Annotated in this window: 23 protein-coding genes; 11 read left to right on the top strand and 12 right to left on the bottom strand. The window is 56.5% G+C overall.

Features of this window, described 5'->3' with window-relative positions; all coding sequences use genetic code 11:
* Positions 1 to 43: 43 nt before the first annotated feature.
* The 3 genes from yeiB to RTP97_RS02500 form a co-directional block, all read right to left on the bottom strand.
* Positions 44 to 1,201 (bottom strand): DUF418 domain-containing protein YeiB, encoded by a 1,158-nt coding sequence (yeiB, locus tag RTP97_RS02510; protein WP_312410562.1) that lies wholly within the window; start codon positions 1,199 to 1,201, stop codon positions 44 to 46.
* A gap of 33 nt (positions 1,202 to 1,234) precedes the next feature.
* Positions 1,235 to 1,897: a GTP cyclohydrolase I FolE gene (folE, locus tag RTP97_RS02505; RefSeq protein ID WP_312410561.1), complete on the bottom strand. Its 663-nt coding sequence runs from the start codon at positions 1,895 to 1,897 to the stop codon at positions 1,235 to 1,237.
* A 117-nt stretch (positions 1,898 to 2,014) separates the two neighbouring features.
* Positions 2,015 to 3,151, bottom strand: coding sequence for a YbfB/YjiJ family MFS transporter (locus RTP97_RS02500; RefSeq protein WP_312410560.1), 1,137 nt, complete (start codon positions 3,149 to 3,151; stop codon positions 2,015 to 2,017).
* 141 nt (positions 3,152 to 3,292) lie between these two features.
* On the opposite strand from RTP97_RS02500, the gene fghA reads away from it, so the two are divergent.
* From fghA to RTP97_RS02485, 3 genes are all read left to right on the top strand, one after another.
* On the top strand, positions 3,293 to 4,132 hold the full coding sequence (gene fghA / locus RTP97_RS02495; protein ID WP_312410558.1) for an S-formylglutathione hydrolase: 840 nt from the start codon (positions 3,293 to 3,295) through the stop codon (positions 4,130 to 4,132).
* A 426-nt stretch (positions 4,133 to 4,558) separates the two neighbouring features.
* Complete coding sequence (locus RTP97_RS02490) at positions 4,559 to 5,443, top strand: LysR family transcriptional regulator (protein ID WP_312410556.1); 885 nt, start codon at positions 4,559 to 4,561, stop codon at positions 5,441 to 5,443.
* On the top strand, positions 5,427 to 5,738 hold the full coding sequence (locus RTP97_RS02485; RefSeq protein WP_312410553.1) for a phage holin family protein: 312 nt from the start codon (positions 5,427 to 5,429) through the stop codon (positions 5,736 to 5,738). The genes RTP97_RS02490 and RTP97_RS02485 overlap by 17 nt, the downstream gene beginning before the upstream one ends.
* Positions 5,739 to 5,784: 46 nt before the next feature.
* On the opposite strand, the gene cirA is transcribed toward RTP97_RS02485, so the two are convergent.
* The 3 genes from cirA to yieE form a co-directional block, all read right to left on the bottom strand.
* Positions 5,785 to 7,767 (bottom strand): catecholate siderophore receptor CirA, encoded by a 1,983-nt coding sequence (gene cirA / locus RTP97_RS02480; protein WP_312410550.1) that lies wholly within the window; start codon positions 7,765 to 7,767, stop codon positions 5,785 to 5,787.
* 217 nt (positions 7,768 to 7,984) lie between these two features.
* A complete protein-coding gene (locus RTP97_RS02475) occupies positions 7,985 to 9,454 on the bottom strand; it encodes an amino acid permease (RefSeq protein ID WP_312410548.1) in 1,470 nt (489 codons plus the stop codon).
* A 130-nt stretch (positions 9,455 to 9,584) separates the two neighbouring features.
* Positions 9,585 to 10,451, bottom strand: coding sequence for a DNA-binding transcriptional regulator YeiE (gene yieE, locus RTP97_RS02470; protein WP_312410546.1), 867 nt, complete (start codon positions 10,449 to 10,451; stop codon positions 9,585 to 9,587).
* A 123-nt stretch (positions 10,452 to 10,574) separates the two neighbouring features.
* On the opposite strand from yieE, the gene RTP97_RS02465 reads away from it, so the two are divergent.
* Together RTP97_RS02465 and nfo are read left to right on the top strand one after the other, a co-directional pair.
* A complete protein-coding gene (locus RTP97_RS02465; RefSeq protein ID WP_409455920.1) occupies positions 10,575 to 11,621 on the top strand; it encodes a YeiH family putative sulfate export transporter in 1,047 nt (348 codons plus the stop codon).
* 75 nt (positions 11,622 to 11,696) lie between these two features.
* Positions 11,697 to 12,557, top strand: coding sequence for a deoxyribonuclease IV (gene nfo / locus RTP97_RS02460; RefSeq protein ID WP_312410545.1), 861 nt, complete (start codon positions 11,697 to 11,699; stop codon positions 12,555 to 12,557).
* An 845-nt stretch (positions 12,558 to 13,402) separates the two neighbouring features.
* Here nfo and fruA read toward each other — a convergent pair.
* The 4 genes from fruA to RTP97_RS02440 all read right to left on the bottom strand — a co-directional run bounded on the left by fruA (position 13,403) and on the right by RTP97_RS02440 (position 17,561).
* Positions 13,403 to 15,100 (bottom strand): PTS fructose transporter subunit IIBC, encoded by a 1,698-nt coding sequence (gene fruA, locus RTP97_RS02455; protein WP_103819062.1) that lies wholly within the window; start codon positions 15,098 to 15,100, stop codon positions 13,403 to 13,405.
* Between the two features lie 15 nt (positions 15,101 to 15,115).
* On the bottom strand, positions 15,116 to 16,054 hold the full coding sequence (gene fruK / locus RTP97_RS02450; RefSeq protein WP_312410543.1) for a 1-phosphofructokinase: 939 nt from the start codon (positions 16,052 to 16,054) through the stop codon (positions 15,116 to 15,118).
* Entirely contained in the window at positions 16,054 to 17,184 is a 1,131-nt protein-coding gene (gene fruB, locus RTP97_RS02445; RefSeq protein WP_312410540.1) for a fused PTS fructose transporter subunit IIA/HPr protein, read from the bottom strand. The genes fruK and fruB overlap by 1 nt, the downstream gene beginning before the upstream one ends.
* 146 nt (positions 17,185 to 17,330) lie before the next feature.
* The gene (locus tag RTP97_RS02440; RefSeq protein ID WP_312410538.1) at positions 17,331 to 17,561 is read right to left on the bottom strand and encodes a hypothetical protein; all 231 of its coding nucleotides are present in this window, start codon (positions 17,559 to 17,561) and stop codon (positions 17,331 to 17,333) included.
* On the opposite strand from RTP97_RS02440, the gene setB reads away from it, so the two are divergent.
* A complete protein-coding gene (gene setB, locus RTP97_RS02435) occupies positions 17,556 to 18,737 on the top strand; it encodes a sugar efflux transporter SetB (RefSeq protein WP_312410537.1) in 1,182 nt (393 codons plus the stop codon). The two genes, RTP97_RS02440 and setB, sit on opposite strands and share 6 nt — an antisense overlap.
* Here the strand turns inward: setB and RTP97_RS02430 are convergent.
* On the bottom strand, positions 18,734 to 18,988 hold the full coding sequence (locus RTP97_RS02430; RefSeq protein WP_312410535.1) for a YkgJ family cysteine cluster protein: 255 nt from the start codon (positions 18,986 to 18,988) through the stop codon (positions 18,734 to 18,736). The genes setB and RTP97_RS02430 overlap by 4 nt on opposite strands.
* 156 nt (positions 18,989 to 19,144) lie before the next feature.
* Between RTP97_RS02430 and yeiP the strand changes: the two genes are divergently transcribed.
* Positions 19,145 to 19,717 (top strand): elongation factor P-like protein YeiP, encoded by a 573-nt coding sequence (gene yeiP, locus RTP97_RS02425; protein WP_312212227.1) that lies wholly within the window; start codon positions 19,145 to 19,147, stop codon positions 19,715 to 19,717.
* A 66-nt stretch (positions 19,718 to 19,783) separates the two neighbouring features.
* Here yeiP and uxuA read toward each other — a convergent pair whose 3' ends face one another.
* Entirely contained in the window at positions 19,784 to 20,974 is a 1,191-nt protein-coding gene (gene uxuA / locus RTP97_RS02420) for a mannonate dehydratase (RefSeq protein ID WP_312410533.1), read from the bottom strand.
* A gap of 208 nt (positions 20,975 to 21,182) precedes the next feature.
* On the opposite strand from uxuA, the gene RTP97_RS02415 reads away from it, so the two are divergent.
* From RTP97_RS02415 to mepS, 4 genes are all read left to right on the top strand, one after another.
* The gene (locus tag RTP97_RS02415; RefSeq protein ID WP_312410532.1) at positions 21,183 to 22,649 is read left to right on the top strand and encodes a mannitol dehydrogenase family protein; all 1,467 of its coding nucleotides are present in this window, start codon (positions 21,183 to 21,185) and stop codon (positions 22,647 to 22,649) included.
* A gap of 131 nt (positions 22,650 to 22,780) precedes the next feature.
* Positions 22,781 to 23,767: a GTP-binding protein gene (locus RTP97_RS02410; RefSeq protein WP_312410530.1), complete on the top strand. Its 987-nt coding sequence runs from the start codon at positions 22,781 to 22,783 to the stop codon at positions 23,765 to 23,767.
* 33 nt (positions 23,768 to 23,800) lie between these two features.
* Complete coding sequence (locus tag RTP97_RS02405; RefSeq protein ID WP_312410527.1) at positions 23,801 to 24,514, top strand: phosphatase PAP2 family protein; 714 nt, start codon at positions 23,801 to 23,803, stop codon at positions 24,512 to 24,514.
* Positions 24,515 to 24,929: 415 nt separating this feature from the next.
* Complete coding sequence (gene mepS / locus RTP97_RS02400; protein ID WP_312410524.1) at positions 24,930 to 25,496, top strand: bifunctional murein DD-endopeptidase/murein LD-carboxypeptidase; 567 nt, start codon at positions 24,930 to 24,932, stop codon at positions 25,494 to 25,496.
* Positions 25,497 to 25,577 lie beyond the last annotated feature (81 nt).

Raw genomic sequence — 25,577 nt, 5'->3', positions numbered from 1 at the left:
AAAACGGTTACATCCGTTTTGTTAATGATTGTGATCCAGATCGTTATCTGGATGTATGAGAGAGTGAAACGCCTGCGGCACGGGCGGTCAGCTTGCGCCATAGCCACTCCACCGGCCCCTGGTGGAAAGCGCGCAGCCAGAGCACGGAGAAGAGAATATTCACCGCCCAGATAGGTGGAATAAATGCCAGCAGCTGTAAGCGGTTAAAGTGCATAAACAGGCCGAAATGATAGAAGATCGTGGTGCAGATCAGGGTTTGAAGCAGATAGTTGCTGAGGGCCATCCGCCCTACGCAGGCCACCGCCAGAACGATACGCCAGCGGCAGATCTGCGGCCAGAAGCCATAGGCCAGCGCCGCATAGCCGATGGTTTGCAGCGGTGCCCCAAGCTCGCGCGGAGCCTGCAACAAAAAGGCGCACCAGCGGTAGGACCAGCCCAGCTGCCACTGAGCAACAATGGCCGGCAGGTTGATCGCTACGCCAGCAAGGATCAGCAGCAACCCGGTTTTACGGTAGTGCCGCAGGCTAAACTGCCCTTTCAGCCAGCCGCTGCGCATCAGCGCCGCGCCCATCAGCATCATGCCCGCCAGCTGCCAGCCATACTGCGCCCCCAGCGCAATCAGGCTGTTGGAGAGCATATCCGCCCGGTTGCTGATGGCTTCATAGCCGCCGTTGGTCTTCCACCAGTACTCATATTGAAGATTGGCCGTATCGGGGATCCATGAGCGGCTGGTCTGGTTCCCGGAGATAAAGCCCAGCAGCAGCAGCACGCCTATGCCAACGAGATAGAGCATGATACCGGTATTAAACAGGCTCTTTATTCCCGGCGCGTCGCGCACCAGCCGCCAGCTAATTAACCCGATCAGCCCGTAGGCCAGCAGAATATCGCCATCCCAAAACAGCAGGCCGTGGATAAAACCCATCAGCACCAGCAGGGTAAGCCGGGACTGGATCCAGCGTTTGCCTTTAACGAGCAGCAGCTGTAACCCTGCGCCAAACAGCAGCGCAAACAAGGTGAGGAATTTTACCTGAGCAAAGAGATCGAGCACCGCCCAGGTCCAGGCATCGCGCAGGGTAATGTCGCCATACCATGCCGGATTAAGATAGGCCGCCTTCGGCAGACCAAAGGCGTTGATATTAAGCAGCAGAATACCGAGGATGGCGACGCCGCGAATGAAATCCAGCGTAACGTTTCGTTCCATGGCGTCGCCTCTGCGCGTCAATGACGGGATCGGTTATGGATGACGCACGGCGCGCAGAAACTCCTGGCGCGTATTCTGGCTGGATTTAAACAGTCCACCCAGCGAGGTGGTGGTGGTTGCACTGGTGGCATCACGAATACCGCGCGCTTTCACGCAGTAGTGTACCGCATCGATAGAGACGGCCACGTTGTTAGTGCCGAGCAGCGTTTGCAGCGCGATGAGGATCTGCTGCGTCAGGCGCTCCTGCACCTGCGGACGCTGGGCGAAGAACTGCACGATACGGTTGATCTTCGAGAGACCAATCACCGCATCTTTCGGGATATAGGCTACCGTCGCCTTGCCGTCGATAGTGACGAAGTGGTGCTCGCAGGTGCTGGTCAGCGTGATATCACGCACCGTTACCATCTCATCCACCTTCATCTTATTCTCAATGACGGTGATCTTCGGAAAGTTTGCGTAGTCGAGGCCAGAAAAGATCTCGTCAACGTACATTTTAGCGATACGGTGCGGCGTTTCCATCAAACTGTCATCACTCAGATCGAGATTTAACAGTTGCATGATCTCGGTCATGTGTCCGGCAATGAGACGTTTGCGGGTTTCATTGTCCAGATCGACCGGCGGACGCAGCGGGGTTTCCAGCCCGTGCGCGACCAGCGCCTCATGGACAAGGGCTGCTTCTTTACTGAGTGATGGCATTAGTTATTCTCCAGCAGGTGTGGCTCTCCTTTGCCGCTAAGGGGGCAAAGTGCGCGATCATTGTGCGTGAGGACGCGGGCAGAATCTAGTATTGCGTCATGATAATTATTGAAATTGCTATAACCTTTCATCTTGACGCCGCCAGACCAGCGCTCCGGCAACAAAAAGCCCTGCGCCTGCCAGACCCAGCGCAGGCTCCAGACGGTGGGTTAGCCAGGTCGATAGCGCCGAGGTCATCGGCCCGATCAGCTGGCCCACGGCATAGCCAGTGGTGAGCAAACCGGCCATATAGCGCGCGTGTCCCGCCGCCAGCTCGCGACCATACAGTAGCGACAGCTGCACGGCACAGAGAAAGCCTCCCCCCACCAGCAGCGCACCGCAGACCAGCCCCGCCATGCCCGGCAGCAGCCAGGCGGCAATCACCCCTACCCCCTGAAGCCAAAGCACCACGGCGAGACGCTGGTGGCTCTCACCCCTATGACGCAGCGCCACGCTGATAGCAATGCCGAGCACCGAGGCCAGGCCAAACACTGGCCAGACAAACTGGGCAAACAGGCTGCCGGGAAAGCGCAGCGCCGCCATCTGCGACAGAAAGGTGGCGGGCAGGATGTAGCCAAATCCGGCCAGGCTATAGCTCCACGCCAGCCGTTTAATATTTCCAGTGAGGTGTAGCGGCTGGGGCTGCTCACCGCTGCGGTGCAAGTCACCCGGCCGGGGGAGATCGCGTGCAATCAGCGTAATTAACCCCAACGCCAGCACGCCATAGACCAGCCAGCCCGCTGCCGCCGACAGACCCTGCGCCTGGATGGCCACCGCCAGCAGGCCGCTAAGGGCAATGCCCGCACCAGGGCCAGCAAACACCGCGGCGTTAAGGCCGGGCCTGCCCGTATGTGCCAACCGGTCGCCGATCCACGCGGCGGTCAGTACCATTGCCCAGCCGCTCATTACGCCGATAACCAGCCGCAGCGCGCCGTGGAGCAGCGGATTAAACGCCAGCGCCGAGAGGAAGGTCAGCAGTACCGCACCAAAGATGCCGACGTAAAGTCTGCGCTCAACATGGCGGCGGGCGCGCATGGCGTCCCACGCGCCGATAAGGTAGCCAAGGTAGTTCATCGCCGCCACCAGTCCCGTGCTGGTCAGGTTAAGCTGACCGTCGCGGATCATCAGCGGCACCTGGGGAGTAAAAGCAAAGCGCCCTATCCCCATCGCCACAATCAGCATCACAAACCCGGCCAGCGCAATACGTACCGCCATAACCGCCTCAAATGTTAACAGAAAGTTACGTTTATGATGCTTGATATTGCTTTTAGGCGGAAGTGAAAGTTTCTCTCCGTTTACGAATTATCTGTATGATTAATCAAACAGACGAAAGTATGACGATCCAAGGAGACAGGCATGGAAATGCTCGAACAACATCGCTGCTATGAGGGCTGGCAACAGCGCTGGCAGCACCACTCCGCCGTACTGAACTGTACGATGACCTTCAGCGTTTTTGTTCCGCCGTCGGCGAACGATGCCCCGCTGCCGGTACTCTACTGGCTCTCCGGGCTAACCTGTAACGATGAGAACTTCACGACCAAGGCCGGGGCGCAGCGCGTGGCAGCCGAGCTGGGGATCGTGCTGGTCATGCCCGACACCAGCCCGCGCGGTGATGATGTGGCCGATGACGCCGGTTACGATCTGGGCAAAGGTGCAGGGTTCTATCTCAACGCCACCCAGCAGCCGTGGGCCGCCCACTACCGGATGTACGACTACCTGCGCGACGAGCTGCCGGCCCTTATTAAAGAGCACTTTAACGTGAGCGATCGCTGCGCCATCAGCGGCCACTCAATGGGCGGCCACGGCGCACTGATCATGGCGCTAAAAAACCCAGGCAAATTTACCAGCGTATCGGCTTTCGCGCCGATCGTTAACCCGGCGCAGGTTCCATGGGGCGAGAAAGCCTTTGGCGCCTACCTGGGCGATAACCGCAGCGACTGGCAGGCATGGGACAGCTGCGCGTTGATGCAGGCCAGCCAGCCGGGAGAGGCTATTCCAACGCTTATCGATCAGGGCGACGGGGATCAGTTTCTGGCCGAACAGCTGCAGCCTGCCCGCCTTGCTGAAGCCGCTCGTCAGACCGACTGGCCGCTTACCCTGCGCGTGCAGCCGGGCTATGACCACAGCTATTTCTTTATCGCCAGCTTTATTGAAGATCATCTGCGTTTTCACGCTCAATATTTGCACGCTAGCTAAGTACCATACTAATATACCTCTCCACGGATGGAGAGTAGTTAAATACTGGTTAACCTGTCTGACAGTGCTGCTACATATAAGCCCTGGCGAGAACAAAATATATTCGTGATCTGCCCAGCAAAAACCTAAAACAGTATTCCAGAAATACCTCTCCCTATTACATCACTTTGCCTTTATCTATTTTCCTTTAGCCTCAGGTGTGACGCCTGTCAGATGCTGATTCATTGATAAATCAAATGAATGGTTGAAATATATTGATTAAGTTTATGAATCGTAACGATCTTTATTTTTCAAAGTTAAATAATTGTAGCACGATACAATTGCCGCACCTTTCTCAGGCATATGCCTACAGAAAATGCACAGCTTATCTATGTTGTTCAGTGCTAACTTACCTATGATGCAGTATTCACACTGTCGGAGGGAGTAATGAACCTTTTTATCTCTAATAAGCTTAAATACTTTATAGCGGTAATGGAGGAAGGCAGCGTAAGTAAGGCCTGCCAGCGGATGCACATATCAAGAACACCTATGAGTAAGGCGATATCGGATATTGAGCAGGCGCTGGGGGTCCCACTGTTTATCAGAACCAAGGAGGGAATGACACCCAGTAAATTTGGCACCATTCTTTATAACAAGATTGTGCCTTACTATAACGATTTAGTTAAAATTGAACACTGCATCCATACTGATGATGGATTACCCGTCACGCGTATAATGTGCAGCAGAAATATTCCAAGATCAATTATTAGCCACCTAAGCGTTGCGCTCGACACATACAATATAAATAATGAGTTTACCCTGGCCGATGAGATCAAGCAGGACGACCTCTCCTCGGAGCTACATTTTTATAATATTGTTATTACTGATAAAAAATTCCCCAGCCAGTACGCCAGCGCTGAATCGGTATCCTTTGATATCTATATCAACTCTACGCCTGCGGCCTGTGAGAAGATGATCCGCGGGGGAGAGGTTGACGTTTATCATGATTTTGATACAGAGAGCAGCGTCACCAATCTCTTCGCACACGATAGAATAAAGTTCAGGAGCTTCAAAAAAGTCTCTGAAAGCGATCTGATTGATATGATGTATAAGGTTAACAACCATAACGCCGTTATCATTTCTACGGATCCGCTGTTAAGCCTGCTTAACGTTAATGGTAGCACCGTATTAAAGCGCAGCGTCATCAACAAGACGTTATGGTTCTACTCGCAGTGGAAAGAAAAAAATAATAAAGAGACGGCGAAAGTAATGTCTACGGTATTTGCCGATTTAAAGAAATCAGGCCGTACCACTAATGAGTTATATCGTTAATTTACTTTTTTTTCTGGCAAACCATCCATTGGCTACGTTTTGCGGCCTGAGCGCTTTTATCGTCTCCTGCTGGTCAGGATATGTCGAAAAAGCCTCACCAGGGAATATTATAATAAGCAGCTTAGTCTGCGTCGTCAGCGCGCTGGCCTTTTTAGATGTGTTGATTCGCGGCAACCACTACCACCTTTTGTTCCCTTTAATAGGGATTATTACCGGTTTTATTGGTCCCTTTAAAATCAGAGCCATTATTACCGGTTTGTTTAAGTATTATTTTTCCTCTGACAATAAGAAATAGGTTGTAATTTTTAGGGGGGCTGGCACCCCCCATTTTTTATACGCTGTTAAAAGCGGTAGTCAACAGCCATGAAATAGCGTCGGCCATCTTCATTATAGCTGTAGTCGTCACGGCTCAGATCTTTATCCGTAAGGTTGAGTACCCCTGCCCGCAGCTTGACGTTTTTCGTCGCCTGCCATGCGCCGCCCGCATTCCAGATCACATAGCCGCCCGGCGTTTTGCCCGTATTGCTCACGTCACGCTTCTCACCGGTATAGTTACCGGTGACGTAGAAGGACCAATCCTGCATTGCCTGCCAGTCCAGGGTACCGTTTGCAGTATGGAACGGCAGCTCCTGCAACGGCTTATCGCCGCCGTCGCTGAGATCGCGACCGTCGTTATAGGTGTAGTTCAGCGTCAGCTTCCAGGCATCGTCAAACGGCACCTTCAGCTCGGTCTCTACGCCGCGAATGCGCGCTTTGTTGACGTTGAAGTAGCGGAACGTCGGCACGCGTTGACCGTTGGCATTGGTATAGAAGCCGACAAAATTAGAGTAGGACGGTGCGGCAGCCGCATCAGCGGTACGGTTGATGCTGATCATGTCGTCAACATCATTCTGGAAGGTGGTAATGCTGCCCTCCACGCCTTCCAGCCAGCCCTCTTCCCCGCTGTAGTAGAGACCCAGCTCAACGCTTTCGCTGGTCTCCGGCTTCAGATCCGGACTACCGACAATCCGACAGCTGCCGCGGCAGGAGTTCGTCGCCCAGTCCGGGCTGAGCTGTAGCAGAGAGGGCGCTTTAAAGGCCGTGGCCCAGCCGCCCTTAACGGTTACGGTATCGGTGGCGTTATAGACAAGGTAGGCGCGCGGGCTATAGTGATCCCCGTAGGTTTCATGATCGTCCATACGAATGCCGGTGGTCAGCGCCAGCGGCTCGAAAATACGCCACTCGTCTTCAATAAACAGCGCGTACTGGCTGGCGGAGGTGTTGCTGCTGCTGCCTCCGGTGAGGTTAACCGGATCCTTGAGCTTGTCGTGACGCCACTCGCCGCCGACGGTCACGAACTGATTAATCATCTCCAGCGGCAGGACATATTTGCCATCCACGGTGTTGTTTTCTGAGGTAATGCCTTTGCTGCCCGGATCTTTATTATCTACCTTCTCGCCATAGAACTTCAGCTCGCTGGTGCCGACGTCCCAGCGGCCATTGTGGCTCAGAGAGTAGTTTTCACGCTCTAGCCGGTTACGATCGAGGGAGTCGGAGTCCCGATCCTGGCGATCAAAGCCATATCCGGCGGTAAAGTCGTGGTTTTCGGACGGCGTCCAGGCAAACTCTACGTTCGCGTCGCGGCTGGTGAAGCCTTCGATACGCGGTGTCTCACCGGTCGCGGTAGTGTCTGACGGCTCCTGCTTATCCTTCTCACGCTTCGCTACGCTGCCGAAGGCCTTCATGCCCAGCACGCCATCCACCAGCGGGCCGCTGGTATAGAACTGGCCGTTGTACGTATCGCCGCGATCGCGTTTCTCCTGGATGGTGGTATCCGCCGAGAGCGTACCGGTCCACTGCTGACCCACCTTCTTAGTGATAATGTTGACCACGCCGCCCAGCGCGTCGGAGCCGTAGAGCGAGGACATCGGGCCGCGTACCACTTCAATACGCTCGATGGCATCCACCGGGATCCAGTTCAGGTCAAAATCGTTGTGGCGGAAGACCGCATTGCGCGAGTTGACGCGCTTGCCGTCGATCAGGATCAGCGTATAGCTGCTGCTCAGGCCGCGAATGCTGACGCCTTTACGGTTGTCGCCCTCGTTGGTGAGCTGTACGCCCGGTACGTCCTGGAGCACATCCTTAAGATTGTTGACCGGCCGGCGCTGCAGGTCCTGCTGCGTCACAACGCTAATACTGGCCGGGGCATCCTTCAGATTCTGCTCCGTGGCGGCGGCGGTCACGACCAGAGTGTCGGACTCACTGTCAACTGCGAAAGCTGGCAGCGCCAGCGCCATGGCGGACGCACAAAGCCCTCCCCGCACGATGGGATTCAACCTAAACATTCCATTTCTCCATGAGATAACTACAACAAATCTAAGAAGTTTTGCTCACAAGGTTTTATCTACTCCCCGCTACGTTGGCGAAGAGAGCGTAACGATAAAGCAAATAATAATGATTATCAATTTAATTGTTAAAAGTTATGTCAAGGAGAGGATTTATGGAGAAATTATGGGCAAAAAAAAGCCCTTTCAAAATGAAAGGGCTTGATAGTGAAAGGATTTATTTGTTAAACCTTTTCGGGAACTCCATGTCCCTATAGCTAACAAATTTCGTTCCGCGCGTCAGCTTGTAGCCGAACCAGATGATCAGGAACAGCGGAATACCGATATAGGTCGCTGCGACTCCGCCCCAGTCTATGCTGTCTTCAAGGAAGGCTTGATAGTTCTGACCCAGGGTGATGATCAGGCAGAGTATAAAGGCAAAGATCGGCCCCAGCGGGAAGAAGCCCGAGCGGTACGGCAGATCGCTCAGGTTATGACCCTGCATAACGTAGCCACGACGGAAACGGTAATGGCTAATAGCGATCCCCAGCCAGGCGATAAACCCGGTCATGCCCGAGGTGTTAAGCAACCACAGGTAAACCGTCTGGTTGCCAAACATGGAGGTCAGGAAGCAAAGCCCAGCAATCACCGTGGTGGCATACAGAGCGTTACGCGGTACGCCGCCATTAGAGAGACGAGCAAAGATACGCGGCGCTTTACCGTCGCAGGCCAGGGTGTAGAGCATACGCGTGGAGGCGTACATACCGGAGTTACCCGCCGACAATACCGCCGTCAGGATCACCGCATTCATTACCGCCGCCGCAGAGAGCAGGCCCGCGTGTTCGAACACCAGAGTGAATGGGCTGACGCTGATGTCTTTCACATCGTTACGCAGCAGGCTCGGATCGGTATACGGAATGATCAGGCTGATGATCAGGATAGCGAATACATAGAACAGCAGGATACGCCAGAACACCTGACGCACTGCACGCGGGATATTCTTCTCGGGATCTTCCGACTCACCCGCCGCGATACCAATCAGCTCGGTGCCCTGGAAAGAGAAGCCCACAATCATCGCCACGCCAATCATGGCGGCAAAACCACCGGCGAACGGTGCATCGCCGATGCCCCAGTTGCTCCAGCCAGCCGGTTTTGCGCCGTGGAAGATGCCGAGGATCATCATCACGCCGACGATGATAAAGATAATGACGGTGGCGACCTTAATTAACGAGAACCAGTACTCCGCCTCGCCAAAGCCTTTCACCGAGATCCAGTTCAGTAAAACGATGGCGGCCAGGAACAGCGCGCTCCAGATCCAGCCCGGCGTGTCCGGGAACCACCAGCTCATCACCAGCTGCGCGGCCACCAGGTCAACGGCGATGGTTACCGCCCAGTTGTACCAGTAGTTCCAGCCCAGCGCGAAGCCAAAGCCCTCTTCGACATATTTCTGACCATAGGTCGCGAACGAGCCGGACACCGGCATATAGGCCGCCAGCTCGCCGAGGCTGGTCATCAGGAAGTAGACCATCAGGCCAATCAATATATAAGAGAGCAGCGCGCCGCCGGGACCCGCCTGGGAGATGGTTGCGCCGCTGGCAACAAAGAGACCTGTACCAATAGATCCGCCAATAGCGATCATTGTCAGGTGACGCGCCTTGAGTTCACGGCGAAGCGTGGGCGCTTGTGTGGTTTTAGTATCGGAAACCATATGAAAATGCTATCCATCAAAAAAATGAGGCGGGATTGTAGCAGACGTCACCCTATCCTTCTGGCTCAAATATGCGGTTATAAGAGACCTTCATGATCGGCAATGGATTATAAGTAAAGCACAGAACCTCTTATATTTCACAGTAGCGCAGAAAGCGTTTCAGGGCGTTAGAGAGATGCTTCTGCCGGTGATGAATGCGCCACAGGGTACGCACCAGACGCGGCAGCGGAATAGCGATCTCCTTGAGCGTGCCGGTCTCCAGCTGCTCGGCAATCACCCGCCGCGACAGACAGCTGATACCCAGCCCGTGGCGCACCGCATGCTTGATAGCCTCCGAGTTGCCCAGCTCCATGCCGAGATGAAACTGCGGCAGGTGGGAGAGCAGCAGATAATCAACCAGTTCCCGGGTACCGGACCCGCGCTCGCGCAGGATCCACGGCGCGCTGGCGAGGCGATCCAGCGTCACCTCCCCCTGCAATAGCGGCGAGGCCGGGGAGGCAAACACCACCAGCTCATCCTCCAGCCAGGGTTCGGATACGATCTCAGCGGTATGGCACGGCCCCTCAATAAGGCCAATGTCGACGCGGAAATCCGCTACTGCGTTAATCACGTCCTGACTGTTGCCCACGCTCATCTCCAGCGGCAGCGCCGGAAAATCACGGCGGTAGCGGGCGATGATCTCCGGCAGGATATAGTTGCCGATGGTACTGCTGGCGTAGACGCGGATCGCCCCGTTATCTTCCCGGAACAGCTGCTCTATTTCTGTGGCCTGTTCAAGCAGCGCCAGCGCGCGGGGATAGAGCAGCCGACCATGCTCGTTAACCATCAGCCGCTTGCCAACCCGGTCGAAAAGCTGCACGTCAAGCTGCCCTTCCAGATCGGTCAGGGCTGCGCTGACCGCCGACTGGGAGAGCGCCAGCATCTGGGAAGCCTGGGTGGTCGAGCCGCTTTTCAGCACTTCAGCAAAAACTGCCAGCTGGCGCAGGGTGATATGCATGGTCACGGTCCTGTTAGGCAAGCGCGTTTGCTTACCACTTATATAGATTAATTATAAATATATAATCAATTTTATTTTTAAGCCAGCTCAACGTAACCTTTTATCCCAACAGAGGAGAAGGTTATGGCTGAACTGACATTAAAACATCATCGTAGCGTGGGGCATCTTGTTCCAGGCCTGGCGTTAAGCGCGGCCGTGGCTGGCGTAGCGCTGTGGAGCGGCACGATCCCTGCCGTCTCCGGTGCCGGTTTTAGCGCCCTTTCACTGGCTATTTTAATCGGGATGGTGCTCGGTAACACCCTTTATCCGCAGATTGGGCGGCCCTGCGAGAGCGGGATTGTGTTTGCCAAACAGCACCTGCTGCGGCTGGGGATCGTTCTGTATGGCTTTCGCCTGACCTTTTCCCAGATTGCTGACGTCGGCGTCAGCGGTATCGTCATAGACGTGCTGACGCTCTCCAGCACCTTTTTACTGGCGTGTTTTCTGGGCCAGAAAGTCTTCGGCCTCGACAAACATACCAGCTGGCTGATCGGGGCTGGCAGCAGCATCTGCGGCGCGGCGGCGGTCTTGGCCACCGAGCCGGTGCTGAAAGCCGAGTCCAGCAAGGTAGCCGTGGCCATCGCGACGGTGATGATTTTTGGCACGCTGGCTATTTTCATCTACCCCGCCCTCTATCCGCTGCTTGCGCACTGGTTTACGCCGGAGAGCTTCGGCATCTATATAGGATCGACGATGCATGAGGTGGCGCAGGTGGTTGCCGCAGGCCACGCCGTTAGCCCAGAGACGGAGAGCGCGGCGGTGATCGCTAAAATGCTGCGGGTAATGATGCTGGCCCCGTTCCTGATCCTGCTTGCCGCCCGCGTAAAGCAGCTGGCTCCGGCCAGGGTCGGTCAATGCGGCAAGATTACGATCCCGTGGTTTGCGATCCTGTTTATTGCGGTTGCGGTATTCAACTCTTTCGGCCTGCTGCCGAAAACCGTTGTCGATATGCTGGTTACGCTGGATACCCTGCTGCTGGCGATGGCAATGGCGGCGCTGGGCGTGACGACGCACATTAGCGCAATTCGCAAAGCGGGGGCGCGGCCGCTGCTGATGGCGCTGCTCCTTTTTGCCTGGCTAATCGTTGGCGGCGGCGCCATAAACCTGGTGGTTCATTATTTAATAACATAAATCAATACATTCTACTGTAGCGAACCCGCTATCATACGCCTTTGTTTTTACCTGCGGGTTTTACAGGAGTAGTAGATGAAATTTATTGGCGCGCACGTTAGCGCGGCGGGCGGCGTGGCAAATGCCGCCGTACGTGCGGCAGAGATCGGGGCCACCGCCTTTGCCCTGTTTACCAAAAACCAGCGCCAGTGGCGGGCGGCGGCGCTCAGTAGCGCGACAATCAACGAGTTTAAGGCCGCCTGTGAAAAACACCGCTTTGGTCCAGGGCAGATCCTGCCCCATGACAGCTATCTGATTAACCTCGGGCACCCGGTAGCCGAGGCGCTGGAGAAGTCCCGGGAGGCCTTTATTGATGAGCTGCAGCGCTGCGAGCAGCTCGGCCTGACCCTGCTGAACTTCCATCCTGGTAGCCACCTGATGCAGATCCCGGAGGATGAGTGCCTGGCGCGCATCGCCGAGTCGATCAACATCGCGCTGGATAAAACCGAGGGCGTCACGGCGGTGATTGAAAACACTGCGGGCCAGGGCAGCAACCTCGGCTTTAAGTTTGAACACCTGGCGGCAATTATCGACGGCGTGGAGGATAAATCCCGCGTTGGCGTCTGCATCGATACCTGCCACGCCTTTGCGGCAGGCTACGATCTGCGCGGCAGCGAGGCCTGTGAAAAAACCTTTGCCGAGTTTGATCGCATCGTCGGCTTCCAGTATTTACGGGGAATGCACCTCAACGATGCCAAAAGCGCCTTTGCCAGCCGCGTCGACCGTCACCACAGCCTGGGTGAAGGCAATATTGGCCACGAGGCCTTTAGCTGGATCATGCAGGACGCCCGCTTTGACGGTATTCCGCTGATCCTCGAGACCATTAACTCAGATATCTGGGATGAAGAGATTGCGTGGCTGAAGGCGCAACAGGTACAGACAGCCACGGTCCTGTAGGCCCGGTAAGCGTAGCGCCACCGGGCGCAAAAAAAGGGCAGCCCGTGGGCTGTAATGTTTGTCAGTTAAGCTGTGGGAAAAGGGAAATATGTGACTCTGGTATATGTGTTCCGTTCACCTTATGCAGGGCAGAACATATAACGAGTGTCACACGTGAACGGGATAAGGGGGCCACCGCGGCCCCCTTATCGATCCCCGCGGCCCCGCGGGGAAACCGGTGCTGCGCACTGCGCTCACCTCCCGTCCGGCTGACCGACGGCCGGCTCGACTCGACGTCGTGTCTCGTTTCGCCTCTGGCCGCCCTCCCTGGCGTCCAGTCCTTGTCATCCGGTCTCCGGTTCGCCGGTTTCAGCGGGGACTCAACACCCGCGCTGTTAGACCGGAACTTACAGCAACATTGAAGCCGCTATAAGCACGATATCAAAGCGAGGTGTTGGGTCCGGCTGAAAATCGCCGAGGCGTTCACTTCTGGCCGGGGCAGCCCGCATGGATGCGGGCTGAGGGCGTGACTTACAGGGACGTTGCATCTCGCCCGACCCGGAAGCCGGAAGGGATAAGCAGAGGACAAAATTGCCGGGAGCAATTTTGGACAGCGCTTGCGCTGCCCCCGAAGGGGTGAGCCCCAGGGATGGGGCGAACAATCCGCAAAGCGGCGATTTTCCCTGCCGGGAGCCAGGGTCGCCAGGGTGGTGGCGGCGAGCCACCCTGGCACGTTCACGTGTGTAGGTTTTTCAGAAAAGCACAGCCCATGAGGTGAACGGAAACCACTGCGGCCCCTCATATTCCTCCCTCTCTTCCCATAAAAAAGGGCAGCCCGTGGGCTGCCCTTTTTGATCCAGCAAGCGTTACGCGGTTTTTACCGCCATTTCCGCTTCCGGACGTTTCAGGAAGGCATAGGCCAGACCCGCCAGCAGCGTACCGGCAACAATCGCCACCAGGTAACCCAGCACCGGCGTAATCGCACCCGGGATCAGCAGCACAAACAGACCGCCGTGCGGCGCCATCAGCTTCGCGCCAATCGCCATTGAGATAGCCCCGGTCACCGCGCCACCTACGATACAGCACGGGATCACCCGCATAGGATCGCGCGCGGCAAACGGAATTGCGCCTTCGGAAATAAAGCACAGGCCCAGCACCAGCGCGGCTTTGCCCCCCTCCTGCTGCCCTTTATCGAACTTCTTACGGGCAACCATGGTTGCAACACCCATCGCCAGCGGCGGTACCATACCCGCGGCCATGATAGCAGCCATCGGCGCATAGGTCTGGGTACTCAGCAGGCCAACGCCGAAGGCATAGGCCGCTTTGTTAACCGGACCACCCATGTCGGTACACATCATGCCGCCGAGGATCGCTCCCAGCAGTACCGCGTTCGCCGTACCCATGGTTTGCAGCCAGTGGGTCAGGCCCGTCAGGATACCCGCAACCGGTTTACCGATCAGGTAGATCATCGCCAGGCCAACCACCAGGCTGGAGAAGAGCGGAATGATCAGGATAGGCTTCAGCGCCTCCATGCTTGGCGGCAGCTTCAGCTTCTGGCTGATCGCTTTCGCTACGTAGCCTGCGAGGAAGCCCGCAATGATACCGCCGATAAAGCCGGAGCCAGTGCTGACCGCCAGCATGCCGCCAATCAGGCCGGGAGTCAGACCCGGACGGTCGGCAATAGAGAACGCAATGTAACCTGCCAGCACCGGCACCATCAGCGCGAACGCCGAGCCGCCACCGATCTGCATCAGCGCAGCGGCCAGGGTGTCAGGGGTTTTAAACGCTTCGATACCAAAGGCAAACGACAGAGCGATACAGAGACCGCCCGCCACCACCATCGGCAGCATATAGGAGACGCCGGTCAGCAGGTGACGGTACGCGCCCGCGCCCTCTTTCTTCCCTTCCGTCGCCGCCTGGGCTTTGCCGGAAGGCTGGTAAGGCTTGGCTTCCGCCTGGGCCTTATCCAGCTCCTGCGCGGTTTTCTTCAGCGCCAGACCGGTGGTGGTACGGTACATCGGCTTACCGGCAAACTTCGCCAGATCCACTTCGATATCTGCCGCAACGATCACCAGATCCGCCTCGGCCACCTCTTCCGGAGTGATGGCATTGCCAGCACCCACGGAGCCGCGGGTTTCAACCTTCACCCACCAGCCGCGTTTTTTGGCTTCGGTTTCGATCGCTTCCGCCGCCATAAAGGTGTGCGCTACGCCGGTCGGGCATGCGGTCACCGCCACAATGCGCTTCACGCCGCCGCTCGCCGCCGGGGCGGCAGTCGCAGCGGTGGCGACCGGGGCGCTGTAGACCGCGGCGTGACTTTTCGCCTCGCTCAGGAACAGCTCCGGATGTGCAACGGCGCGGTTTACGTCGCCAAGCCACACCTTCTTGCCGCTCAGGGCGCTGTCGTTTGGCACGCTGGAGCCGAGCACAATCGCCAGCTCCGCTTCATTCGGGTTGTCGATAAATTGCAGATTTGCTTTTTGTGCCGCCGCACCCAGCAGGGTTTTCGCCATGTAAGCGCGAGCCTGTCCAAGAGCGGAGTCAATAATCAGCAGCGTTTTCATTATGCTCTCCTGCTGTTAGTTAAAAGGTTTTAAGTCAACGCGCGCCATCATCGCGGCTAACTGGGTACGATCGGTAATGCCCACGTTACTCTGGCTCACGGCCAGCGCCGCGACAGCGGTCGCAAGGCGTAACGTATGCTCACTGGACTCACGCATCAGCAGGCCATAAATCAGGCCACCAACCATCGAATCCCCTGCGCCAACGGTGCTTACCACCTCCATTGACGGCGGTTTGGCGATCCATTCGCCTGAAGCGTTAACCCACAGCGCGCCTTCCGCACCCAGCGAAATCACCACGTGGGCGATCCCCTGCTCGCGAAGGGCATGAGCGGCTTCAATCACATCTTTCAGCTCAGGCAGCTTGCGCCCGGCCCAGATCTCCAGCTCGCGGCGGTTCGGCTTCACCAGCCACGGCGCGGCTTTCAGCCCGGCGACCAGCGCCTCGCGGCTGCTATCGAAGATGATGCACGGGCACTGGCTGCGCAGGCGGGTCATCCAGTCGGTAAAGGCTTCCGGACTGACGCCGGCCGGCAGGCTACCGCTGACGCAAACCATATCGAACTGGCCCAGCCAGCTCAGGGAGTCGGCGACAAAGCGTTCCCAGTCCGACGGGGTCACTTCAAAACCAGAGAAGTTGAAATCGGTGACCTCGCTATCTTTTTCGGTCAGCTTAACGTTGATGCGGGTACGTCCCTGCACCACCTGGAAACGGTTGGCAATCCCCAGCTCGCTGAACAGCTGCTGGAAGCCATCCTGATTGTCTTTGCCGAGGAAACCGCCAACGGTAACATCAATGCCGAGGTCTTTAAGCACCTTGGCGACGTTGATGCCTTTACCTGCCGCGTGCAGGCCGGTAGTCCGGACGAGGTTCACTTCACCGCGTTCAATTTCCGGGGTGAATCCCACCAGGTCGTAGGCTGGGTTAAGGGTGATGGTGGCTACACGTCTGCTCATTATGCGCCCTCCCCCAGACCGCTCGCGATGGCTTCGCCAATCGCCTGCAGCGCCTGTTCAGCATCTTCGCCCTGCGCGGTAAAGCGCAGGCGATGGCCCTTCTTGACGCCCAGCGCCACTACCTTCATCAGGCTGCGACCGTTGGCCGGCTTGCCGCTGCCGTCCAGGTTGGTGACGGTCACGTCGCTGTTAAACTGTTTAATGGTATTGACCAGCATCGTACCCGGACGAGCGTGCAGGCCGTGCTCGTTACGCACAACAAACTCGGCGTTCAGCACGTCAGCCTTCAGCGCATCATCGCTGGTCAGCAGCGCCAGCAGCGTGGCGGAATCAGCGGACAGCAGGCGGTCAGCTTTATTCGCCAGCAGAATGTCAGCCAGACGCTTCAGCACCGCTTCCGGACCGTTGTCGGTCATCGCCACGCTCACCAGCAGCGCCGCGCGCTCGCCGTTTACGTCAAAGGCGTTTGCCGCCCGGCTGACGGCAATGGCGCTCTGCAGGTTGCCTTCGGCGCTGTCGTTCAGCCAGATACCCTGGCCGAGGTTCAGCGGCTGTTCGCTGATGGCGCGGGTCACGAAGTTAACGTCAACTGCACCGGCCTCTTTCAGGCGTCCGGCGTTCAGGGCTTGCAGAGTCACCAGATCGCTGGCGGCGACGTCGAGGGTCAGCGTCTCGTTATCCAGCTTCATGCCGGCACTCTGCTTTTCACCCATCAGCAGGGCGCGCAGCTCTTCAGCCGTCGTCGCTGACTGTAGCTGGGCTGCGACGTCATCATCGCTCAGAACGTGGGTCAGCTGGCGCAGCAGGCCCAGGTGCTCATCGGAGCTGGCAGCGATACCGATGGCGACATAGGCCACCTGTCCTTCCCCCCACAGGACGCCCTGCGGGAACTGGTAGACCTGCACGCCGGTTTTCAGCACCTGATCACGGGTATCGGTAGTGCCGTGCGGAATAGCGATGCCGTTGCCAAGGAAGGTCGAGGTCTGCTGCTCGCGCGCGAGCATACCGGCCACGTAGCCGTCAGCCACATTGCCCGCCTGCACCAGCGCGCCCGCTATCTGGCGAATAGCCTCTTCTTTATTACCGGCCTGCTGGCCTGGATGGATGTCCTGAACGGATAACTGGAACATGAATCTCCACTCCTGCTGAACTTGAATCGTTTCAGCTAGCTGGTGAAATGGAGCGTCACCGGCGCAAAGAAAGATCGGGCAGATGACGCTGAAACGTTTCACGAAGTCTTGCTCAGACTGCTCCATCGATCAAGGAAACTCTTAATTTAGGTATTAAAATTTAGAGCTAATGCACATTTTTCTACCGCTTGCCGACGCGCTGCTGAACAAAATTTGCCGTCTTCGCGGCCTGTTTCAGCAATGTCAGCCTTAATGATAATTATTTCAAAATAGCGTTTTGCTTTTTTGTGGCAAAACCCGGTCCGATAGCTGTCTATTTTCGCTCCAGCGGCGTAAAATCCGCGTCTCTCTACGATAAACGATAGTCCAAGATGCAAACTTCCCCTGCTGACGCTGCCCCAAGACCCGTTGATTTCACCTCTGCCGCGTTCCTGATCGTTGCCTTCTTAACCGGCATCGCCGGGGCGTTACAGACCCCTACCCTGAGCCTGTTTTTGACTAACGAGGTGCACGTTCGTCCAGCGATGGTTGGCTTCTTCTTTACCGGCAGCGCGGTGATCGGCATCCTGGTCAGCCAGTTCCTGGCCGGACGATCCGACCGTAAAGGCAGCCGGAAAAACCTGATCGTCTTCTGCTGCCTGCTCGGGGTGCTGTCCTGCGTGCTGTTTGCCTGGAACCGCAACTATTTTATTCTGCTGTTCATTGGCGTATTCCTGAGCAGCTTTGGCTCCACCGCTAACCCACAGATGTTCGCTCTTGCCAGGGAGCATGCTGACCATACCGGGCGGGAAGCGGTGATGTTCAGCTCAATCCTGCGCGCCCAGGTGTCGCTGGCATGGGTGATTGGCCCGCCGCTGGCCTACGCCCTGGCGATGGGGTTTGGCTTTACGACGATGTACCTCAGCGCGGCGGTAGCCTATATCGTCTGTGGTGTGATGGTCTGGCTCTTTCTGCCCGCCATGCGTAAAGAGCCACGGCTCGCCACTGGCGTAGCTGAAGCGCCGCGCACCAACCGCTGCGACGCTCTGCTGCTGTTTACTATCTGCACCCTGATGTGGGGCACCAACAGCCTCTACATTATCAATATGCCGCTGTTTATTATTGAAGAGCTGCACCTGCCGGAGAAACTGGCTGGCGTGATGATGGGCACCGCCGCCGGGCTGGAGATCCCAACGATGCTGATTGCAGGCTACTATGCAAAACGCTTCGGGAAGCGCTTTCTGATGCGCATCGCAGTGGTAGGCGGCGTGCTGTTCTATATCGCCATGCTGACGGTGCACACCCCCGCTCTGCTGCTGGCCTTCCAGCTGCTGAACGCCATCTATATCGGCATTCTGGCGGGGATTGGCATGCTCTACTTCCAGGATCTGATGCCGGGCCAGGCCGGGGCCGCTACTACGCTCTATACCAATACCACCCGCGTCGGCTGGATCATCGCGGGCTCAATGGCCGGGGTAGTGGCGGAGATCTGGAGCTATCACGCCGTGTTCTGGATCGCACTGGTGATGGCGCTGATGGCCGCCGTTTGCCTGGCGCGGATTAAGGACGTTTAGGGTGCGGTTGCCGCTTCGAGCTGGAGTAGCCAGGTTATCGCCTCGTCGCGGCTGGTGAGGCACATCTCCCGTGACGGCTGCAGGCCGGAACAGACCTTTGGGCGCAGGGGCGAGCCAAAGATGTTGCAGAGGTTATCCGCAGAGAGCTGGACGCAGCGCGTATTGGCCGGTTTGCCGTTGGGCATCCCGGGGATTGGACTACTGATTGACGGGGCGGTACAGCAGGCTCCGCAGTCCGGGCGACACTCCATAAAACGGCTCTCTTTTAGTGATGAATAGCGCAGTAAATGCCGACGCTAACACTTTTCGTAGTGAAGATGCAAAACCTGGCGAAGAGGCTTGCCAACTGCGCCCCTCGCGAGTACTTTGTCGCGATATTTTTCCCACTTTCCCGCACAGGATCCATCATGGCAAGAGCGAACGAAATCAAAAAAGGTATGGTATTGAATTACAACGGTAAGCTGCTGATTGTAAAAAATATCGATATTCAGTCTCCCAGCGCCCGCGGCGCAGCCACCCTCTATAAAATGCGCTTCGCCGACGTCCGCACCGGGCTGAAAGTGGAAGAGCGCTTCAAGGGCGATGATATCGTTGATACCGTAACCCTGACCCGTCGCTTCGTTGACTTCTCCTACGTGGACGGCAACGAATACGTCTTTATGGATAAAGAGGATTACACCCCGTATATCTTCACCAAAGAGCAGATTGAAGAAGAGTTACAGTTTATGCCGGAAGGCGGCATGCCGGATATGCAGGTTCTGACGTGGGATGGTCAGCTGCTGGCGCTGGAGCTGCCGCAGACGGTAGATCTGGAAATTGTGGAGACCGCGCCGGGCATTAAAGGCGCATCGGCCAGTTCACGGACTAAGCCAGCGACCCTGAGCACCGGTCTGGTGATCCAGGTGCCTGAGTACCTGACCACCGGCGAGAAGATCCGTATTCATATCGAAGAGAGCCGCTACATGGGCCGCGCGGATTAAGATCCCGTAAGTGAACGCCGGGTGGCGGCTAAACGCCTTACCCGGCCTACGTAAGTTCACGAAAACTTATAATAAATCGCGGAACAGCATCTGCTTCAGCGCCAGCTCCACACCACGCACTTCCGCCATCCCCTTCAGGCGGCCAATAGCCGAATAGCCAGGGTTGGTTTTCTTCCGCAGATCGTCAAGCATCTGATGGCCGTGATCCGGACGGAACGGGATCGGACGCAGATCGCCCGCCTGTTTACGCCGCTGCTCTTCGGTCAAAATCGCTTTCACCACCGCCACCATATCGACGTCGCCGTGCAGATGCGCCGCCTCGTGGAAGGTTTTTGGGTTCTCTTCCCGGCAGGTTGAGCGCAGGTGGGTGAAGTGAATACGGTCACCAAAGGTTTCTACCATCTTCACCAGATCGTTATCGGCACGCACGCCGTAGGAGCCGGTACACATGGTGAAGCCGTTGTTGATGCTGTCGACCGTCTCTTTTAACCACTGCATATCTTCAATGGTAGAAACAATACGCGGCAGGCCGAGGATTGGGCGCGGCGGATCGTCCGGATGCACCGCCAGGCGCACACCTGCCTCTTCCGCTACCGGAACAATCGCCCGCAGGAAGACGGCCATATTCTCCCGCAGCTGCGCTTTATCGATGCCGTCATACTCCGCCAGGCGGGCGCGGAACTGGTCCAGCGTGTAGCCCTCTTCCGCCCCCGGTAGACCAGCAATAATATTGCGGGTCAGCTTGTCGATCTCCGCCTCGCTGGCTGCGTTGAAGTATGCCTGCGCCTGACGCTGCTCCTCTTCGCTGTAGTCCGCTTCCGCACCTTTACGCTTCAGAACGTGTAGCTCGAAGGCGGCGAAGGCGATCTGATCGAAACGCAGGGCTTTCGAACCGTCCGGCAGCTCATACTCCAGATCGGTACGGGTCCAGTCGAGGATCGGCATAAAGTTGTAGCAGATGGTATCGATGCCGCAGGCCGCCAGGTTACGGATGCTCTGCTGGTAGTTGGCAATCCAGGTGTCAACCTGGCCACTGTGGGTTTTGATCTCTTCGTGTACCGGAATGCTCTCAACGACCGACCAGGTTAACCCTTTTTCAGCCAGCAGCGCCTGGCGCTGTTTGATCTCTTCAACCGGCCACACCTGCCCATTAGGGATGTGGTGTAGCGCGGTGACTACGCCCGTTGCGCCTGCCTGACGCACATCATCAAGTGAAACCGGATCGTTCGGACCGTACCAACGCCAGGTTTGTTCCATCGCCTCATCCTCAATAAAGTTGTTATACCAATATGGCTCATACAGATGTTGACTACCATACATGTTTCGCGGGAAGGGTCAATTGGTCCGCTATCTTTGATTGATCCAGCTCACGTTCCTCAGATATTTGGGGCACACCAATTCAATTTGCTGTCATATAACTTTACACTGCATTTTGTTAATTATTGGTTAATCAGGTGTATTGGTCATGAAAACTATTGCCTCTGTTGCCCTCGCGGAAAACGTTCAACAGCCAGGGTACGATCGTCAGGCGCTGCGCTCGCGCATTGTCCACTTCGGGTTTGGTGCGTTTCACCGCGCTCACCAGGCACTCTTAACCGATCGGGTACTGAACGCCCGAGGCGGTGACTGGGGCATCTGTGAGATCAGCCTGTTTAGCGGCGACACGTTAATGACCCAGCTCCGCGAGCAGGATCATCTCTTTACCGTGCTGGAGAAAGGCGCAGAGGGAAATCAGGCGATTGTCGTGGGTGCGGTGAAGGAGTGCCTTAACGCGAAGCTCGACTCGCTGGCAGCCATTATTGAGAAGTTTTGCGAGCCGCAGGTGGCGATTGTCTCCCTGACTATCACCGAGAAAGGCTACTGCATCGATCCGGCCACCGGCAAACTGGATACCCGCAACGAACGCATCATGCACGATCTGCAGAACCCGCAGGCGCCGCACTCCGCGCCAGGCATTCTGGTTGAGGCCCTCTCCCGCCGCCGCGAGCGAGGCCTGCCTCCCTTTAGCGTCCTTTCTTGCGACAACATTCCGGATAACGGTCACGTAGTGAAAAATGCCGTGCTGGGGATGGCGCAGCAGCGCTCCGCCGAGCTGGCAGAGTGGATCGGCGAGCAGGTAAGCTTCCCGGGCACGATGGTCGATCGCATTGTTCCCGCCGCCACCGACGCCTCGCTGGCCGAGATCGCCGAGGTGCTGGGGGTGGACGATCCCTGCGCCATCAGCTGCGAGCCTTTTATTCAGTGGGTCATCGAAGACAACTTTGTCGCCGGGCGTCCGGAATGGGAAGCCGCTGGCGTGCAGATGGTTGATGACGTTCTCCCCTGGGAGCAGATGAAGCTGCGGATGCTCAACGGCAGCCACTCCTTTTTAGCGTATCTCGGCTATCTGGCTGGCTTCGCCCACATCAACGACTGTATGGCCGACGCGCATTTCCGCGATGCCGCCCGTCGTCTGATGCTGGATGAGCAGGCCCCAACGCTGCGCATTACCGGCGTCGATCTAACCGACTACGCCGAAAGCCTGCTGGCGCGCTTTGCTAATCCGGCGCTTCAGCACCGCACCTGGCAAATTGCGATGGACGGTAGCCAGAAGCTGCCTCAACGTATGCTGGAGAGTATTCGCCTGCACCTGGAGCGCGGGACAGAGTGGCCGCTGCTGGCGCTGGGCGTGGCGGGCTGGATGCGCTACGTCAGCGGCGTCGATGACGCGGGCCAGGCCATTGAGGTGCGCGATCCGCTGGCGGAGAAATTCCGTGAGAAGGTGGCTCAGAGCAGCGAGGACGCGCGCGTTGCGGCCCTGCTCTCCCTCAGCGAAATTTTTGGCAGCGACCTGCCGCATAACCCAACCTTTGTCTCCGCCATTGAAGCCGCCTGGCAACGTATCGCCACCCAGGGCGCGCATCGGGCGGTCATCGCCACGCTACAGCGTTAACCTTTCCTGCCTTTAACGCGGACGGAAAATGCTGCCGTCCGCGGTTGCCCTTCTCTTTTCACTCTTTTTTCGCCAGGATGATGGGATCGTTTTGACGCCCTTTAGCGGGCAGGACTATTTCTGGAGTGAATGTGACTAAGACCAACTTGATTACCGGCTTCCTGGGCACCGGCAAAACGACCTCTATATTACATCTGCTGGCGAACAAGCCGGAGGGGGAGGAGTGGGCCGTGCTGGTCAATGAATTTGGTGAGGTCGGCATTGACGGCGCGCTGATGGCAGAAAGCGGCGCGCTGCTAAAAGAGATCCCCGGCGGCTGCATGTGCTGCGTCAACGGCCTGCCGATGCAGGTGGGGCTGAATACGCTGCTGCGCCAGGGTAAACCCGACCGCCTGCTGATTGAGCCAACCGGGCTGGGCCATCCGAAACAGATCCTCGATATCCTCACTGCGGAGGTCTACGAGCCGTGGATCGACCTGCGCGCCACCCTCTGCCTGCTCGACCCACGCCAGCTGCTGGATGAAAAGGCGGTCACTAATGAAAACTTCCGCGATCAGCTGGCGGCGGCGGATATCATCGTCGCTAATAAACGCGATCGCGCAACCCCTGAAAGCGAGGCGGCGCTGACCCAGTGGTGGCAGCAGTTTGGCGGCGACCGTCAGCTGCTGACGGCTACCCAGGGCGAGATCGATCCTGCGCTGCTGGATACGCCTCGCCGCAACCGCCGCGAGCTGCCCACCAGCGCCGAACACAATCATGGCCACGGAGAGAAAAAGGGGCTAGCGGCGCTGAGCCTGCCTGCTCACCAGCGCTGGCGGCGCAGCCTGAACAGCGGCCAGGGCCATCACGCCTGCGGCTGGATTTTTGATGCTGAGACACGCTTTGATACCGTGGGGATTTTGGAGTGGGCGCGTCTGGCTCCGGCTGGACGAGTAAAAGGCGTCATGCGCATTGCCGAGGGGTTGGTACGTATTAATCGCCAGGGCGAAGATTTCCGTATTGAGACGCAAAACGTCGCCCCGCCGGACAGCCGCATCGAGCTGATTGCCGATCATGACGTAGACTGGAATGCGCTTCAGTCCGCTCTGTTGAAGCTTCGTTTAGCGGATGAGGATTAACGTTGCGGCTTTAGAATCTGCCGTGATGGAATAATGAAAAACCGACTGCCGCTTATATTACTGCTTAACGTTGCCGGGCTGGCACTGTTTTTATCCTGGTATCTGCCCGTCAATCATGGTGCCTGGTTTACGCTGGACTCCGCGATTTTTCATTTTTTCAATCATCTGCTGGTGGAGAGCCGCACCTTCCTGTGGCTGGTGGCAATCACCAATAATCGCGGGTTCGACGCCTGCTCGCTGCTGGCGATGGGCTGCGTCATGCTCGCGTTCTGGGTAAAAGCCGACAGCATGGGTCGTCGGCGTATTGTAGCTATTGGCTTAACGATGCTGATAACGGCGCTGGTGATAAACCAGCTGGCACAGCACCTCTATCCGGTTAAGCGCGCCAGCCCTACCCTCTATTTCAGCGATATCTGGCGGGTGAGCGAACTGCTGAATATTCCCACCAAGGATGCCTCGAAAGATAGTTTCCCTGGCGATCACGGCATGATGCTGCTTATTTTTTCTACATTTATGCTGCGCTATTTTGGCGTAAAAACGTTTATCGTTTCCCTGATTATTTTTGTGGTCTTTGCCTTTCCACGGGTAATGATCGGCGCTCACTGGTTTAGCGATATCGCCGTCGGGTCGCTCTCTGCGGTGCTAATTGGCCTGCCGTGGGTCTTGCTTACGTCATATAGTGATAAAGTCATTTCGCTATCAGATCGATATCTGCCCATTAAAAATAAACAATTTAATAACATTTAAACGATTGACATTAACAAAAAGCGTCAGGGATACATTAGGATCCCTGACACAAATTTTTACCGTTCCGCGTAATTTGTCATCATTTTGTCACTTAAATTTGTTTACAAATTAACAGGTTGAATACTCCTTAAGCCAAATTGCACGTTTTTTGCCCAAATCATTTTTTCCACTTTGTCTATCATAATTTCTTATAAAAAATCGTATAAAACTACTCGCAATGGGGGATACGATCGGGTAATCTCGATGACGTTTCGCCTCACAGAGATAAATATTCCCGCTGTGAATTAATTTGTGCGTTTCACCACAGATTTGACCAAGAGGAATTGTCTCTCAGTGCGCAAGTAATTAGGCTCGTCACGTTTGGCATTTTATAACGATTATTTATCGTTAAGGACTTCAAGGGAAAATAAGCAACATGGTCAAATCTCAACCGTTCCTGAGATATCTCTGGCGGGCTATCCCCGCGATTGCAGTAGCGGCACTGCTTTCAGCTTGTTCGACAAATACCGCAAAGAATATGCACCCTGAGACGCATGTTGTGGGCACAGAAGATGCCTCTTCACTGCAAGCCTCTCAGGATGAATTTGAAAGTATGGTTCGTAATCTCGACGTTAAATCGCGGCTTATGGATCAATACGCCAGCTGGAAAGGCGTGCGTTACCGTCTTGGCGGCGATACCAAACGCGGTATCGACTGCTCTGGTTTCGTACAGCGCACCTTCCGTGAACAGTTTGGCCTGGAGCTGCCACGTTCGACCTACGAACAGCAGGAGATGGGTAAATCGGTATCGCGCACCGGCCTGCGTACCGGCGACCTGGTTCTCTTCCGCGCCGGCTCTACGGGACGTCACGTTGGCATCTATATTGGTAATAACCAATTTGTCCATGCGTCCACCAGCAGCGGTGTGATGATCTCCAATCTGGACGAGCCATACTGGAAGAAGCGCTACAATGAAGCGCGCCGCGTTTTAGTTCGTAGCTAATTACTACGCCGCTAATTACCCGGGACCGGTTTTCCCTTGGCCGGTATCGAGAAAACATAATAAATAGAAGCGTTGCCACGG

The organism is Pseudescherichia sp. (assembly GCF_031998825.1).
Taxonomy (GTDB): Bacteria; Pseudomonadota; Gammaproteobacteria; order Enterobacterales; family Enterobacteriaceae; genus Pseudescherichia.
Note: the sequence above shows the minus strand (reverse complement) of the source record. Positions and strands in the feature narration are given on the sequence as shown.

Bases quoted from the DNA above. Each gene is read 5' to 3' on its own strand.
- setB (WP_312410537.1), top strand. From the start codon at position 17,556: ATGCAAACTTCCCCTGCTGACGCTGCCCCAAGACCCGTTGATTTCACC.
- RTP97_RS02405 (WP_312410527.1), top strand. From the start codon at position 23,801: ATGAAAAACCGACTGCCGCTTATATTACTGCTTAACGTTGCCGGGCTG.
- fruA (WP_103819062.1), bottom strand. From the start codon at position 15,100: ATGAAAACGCTGCTGATTATTGACTCCGCTCTTGGACAGGCTCGCGCT.
- nfo (WP_312410545.1), top strand. From the start codon at position 11,697: ATGAAATTTATTGGCGCGCACGTTAGCGCGGCGGGCGGCGTGGCAAAT.
- mepS (WP_312410524.1), top strand. From the start codon at position 24,930: ATGGTCAAATCTCAACCGTTCCTGAGATATCTCTGGCGGGCTATCCCC.
- cirA (WP_312410550.1), bottom strand. From the start codon at position 7,767: ATGTTTAGGTTGAATCCCATCGTGCGGGGAGGGCTTTGTGCGTCCGCC.
- yieE (WP_312410546.1), bottom strand. From the start codon at position 10,451: ATGCATATCACCCTGCGCCAGCTGGCAGTTTTTGCTGAAGTGCTGAAA.
- uxuA (WP_312410533.1), bottom strand. From the start codon at position 20,974: ATGGAACAAACCTGGCGTTGGTACGGTCCGAACGATCCGGTTTCACTT.
- RTP97_RS02475 (WP_312410548.1), bottom strand. From the start codon at position 9,454: ATGGTTTCCGATACTAAAACCACACAAGCGCCCACGCTTCGCCGTGAA.
- RTP97_RS02415 (WP_312410532.1), top strand. From the start codon at position 21,183: ATGAAAACTATTGCCTCTGTTGCCCTCGCGGAAAACGTTCAACAGCCA.
- RTP97_RS02430 (WP_312410535.1), bottom strand. From the start codon at position 18,988: ATGGAGTGTCGCCCGGACTGCGGAGCCTGCTGTACCGCCCCGTCAATC.
- folE (WP_312410561.1), bottom strand. From the start codon at position 1,897: ATGCCATCACTCAGTAAAGAAGCAGCCCTTGTCCATGAGGCGCTGGTC.
- fghA (WP_312410558.1), top strand. From the start codon at position 3,293: ATGGAAATGCTCGAACAACATCGCTGCTATGAGGGCTGGCAACAGCGC.
- RTP97_RS02490 (WP_312410556.1), top strand. From the start codon at position 4,559: ATGAACCTTTTTATCTCTAATAAGCTTAAATACTTTATAGCGGTAATG.
- RTP97_RS02465 (WP_409455920.1), top strand. From the start codon at position 10,575: ATGGCTGAACTGACATTAAAACATCATCGTAGCGTGGGGCATCTTGTT.
- fruB (WP_312410540.1), bottom strand. From the start codon at position 17,184: ATGTTCCAGTTATCCGTTCAGGACATCCATCCAGGCCAGCAGGCCGGT.
- yeiP (WP_312212227.1), top strand. From the start codon at position 19,145: ATGGCAAGAGCGAACGAAATCAAAAAAGGTATGGTATTGAATTACAAC.
- RTP97_RS02485 (WP_312410553.1), top strand. From the start codon at position 5,427: ATGAGTTATATCGTTAATTTACTTTTTTTTCTGGCAAACCATCCATTG.
- yeiB (WP_312410562.1), bottom strand. From the start codon at position 1,201: ATGGAACGAAACGTTACGCTGGATTTCATTCGCGGCGTCGCCATCCTC.
- fruK (WP_312410543.1), bottom strand. From the start codon at position 16,054: ATGAGCAGACGTGTAGCCACCATCACCCTTAACCCAGCCTACGACCTG.
- RTP97_RS02500 (WP_312410560.1), bottom strand. From the start codon at position 3,151: ATGGCGGTACGTATTGCGCTGGCCGGGTTTGTGATGCTGATTGTGGCG.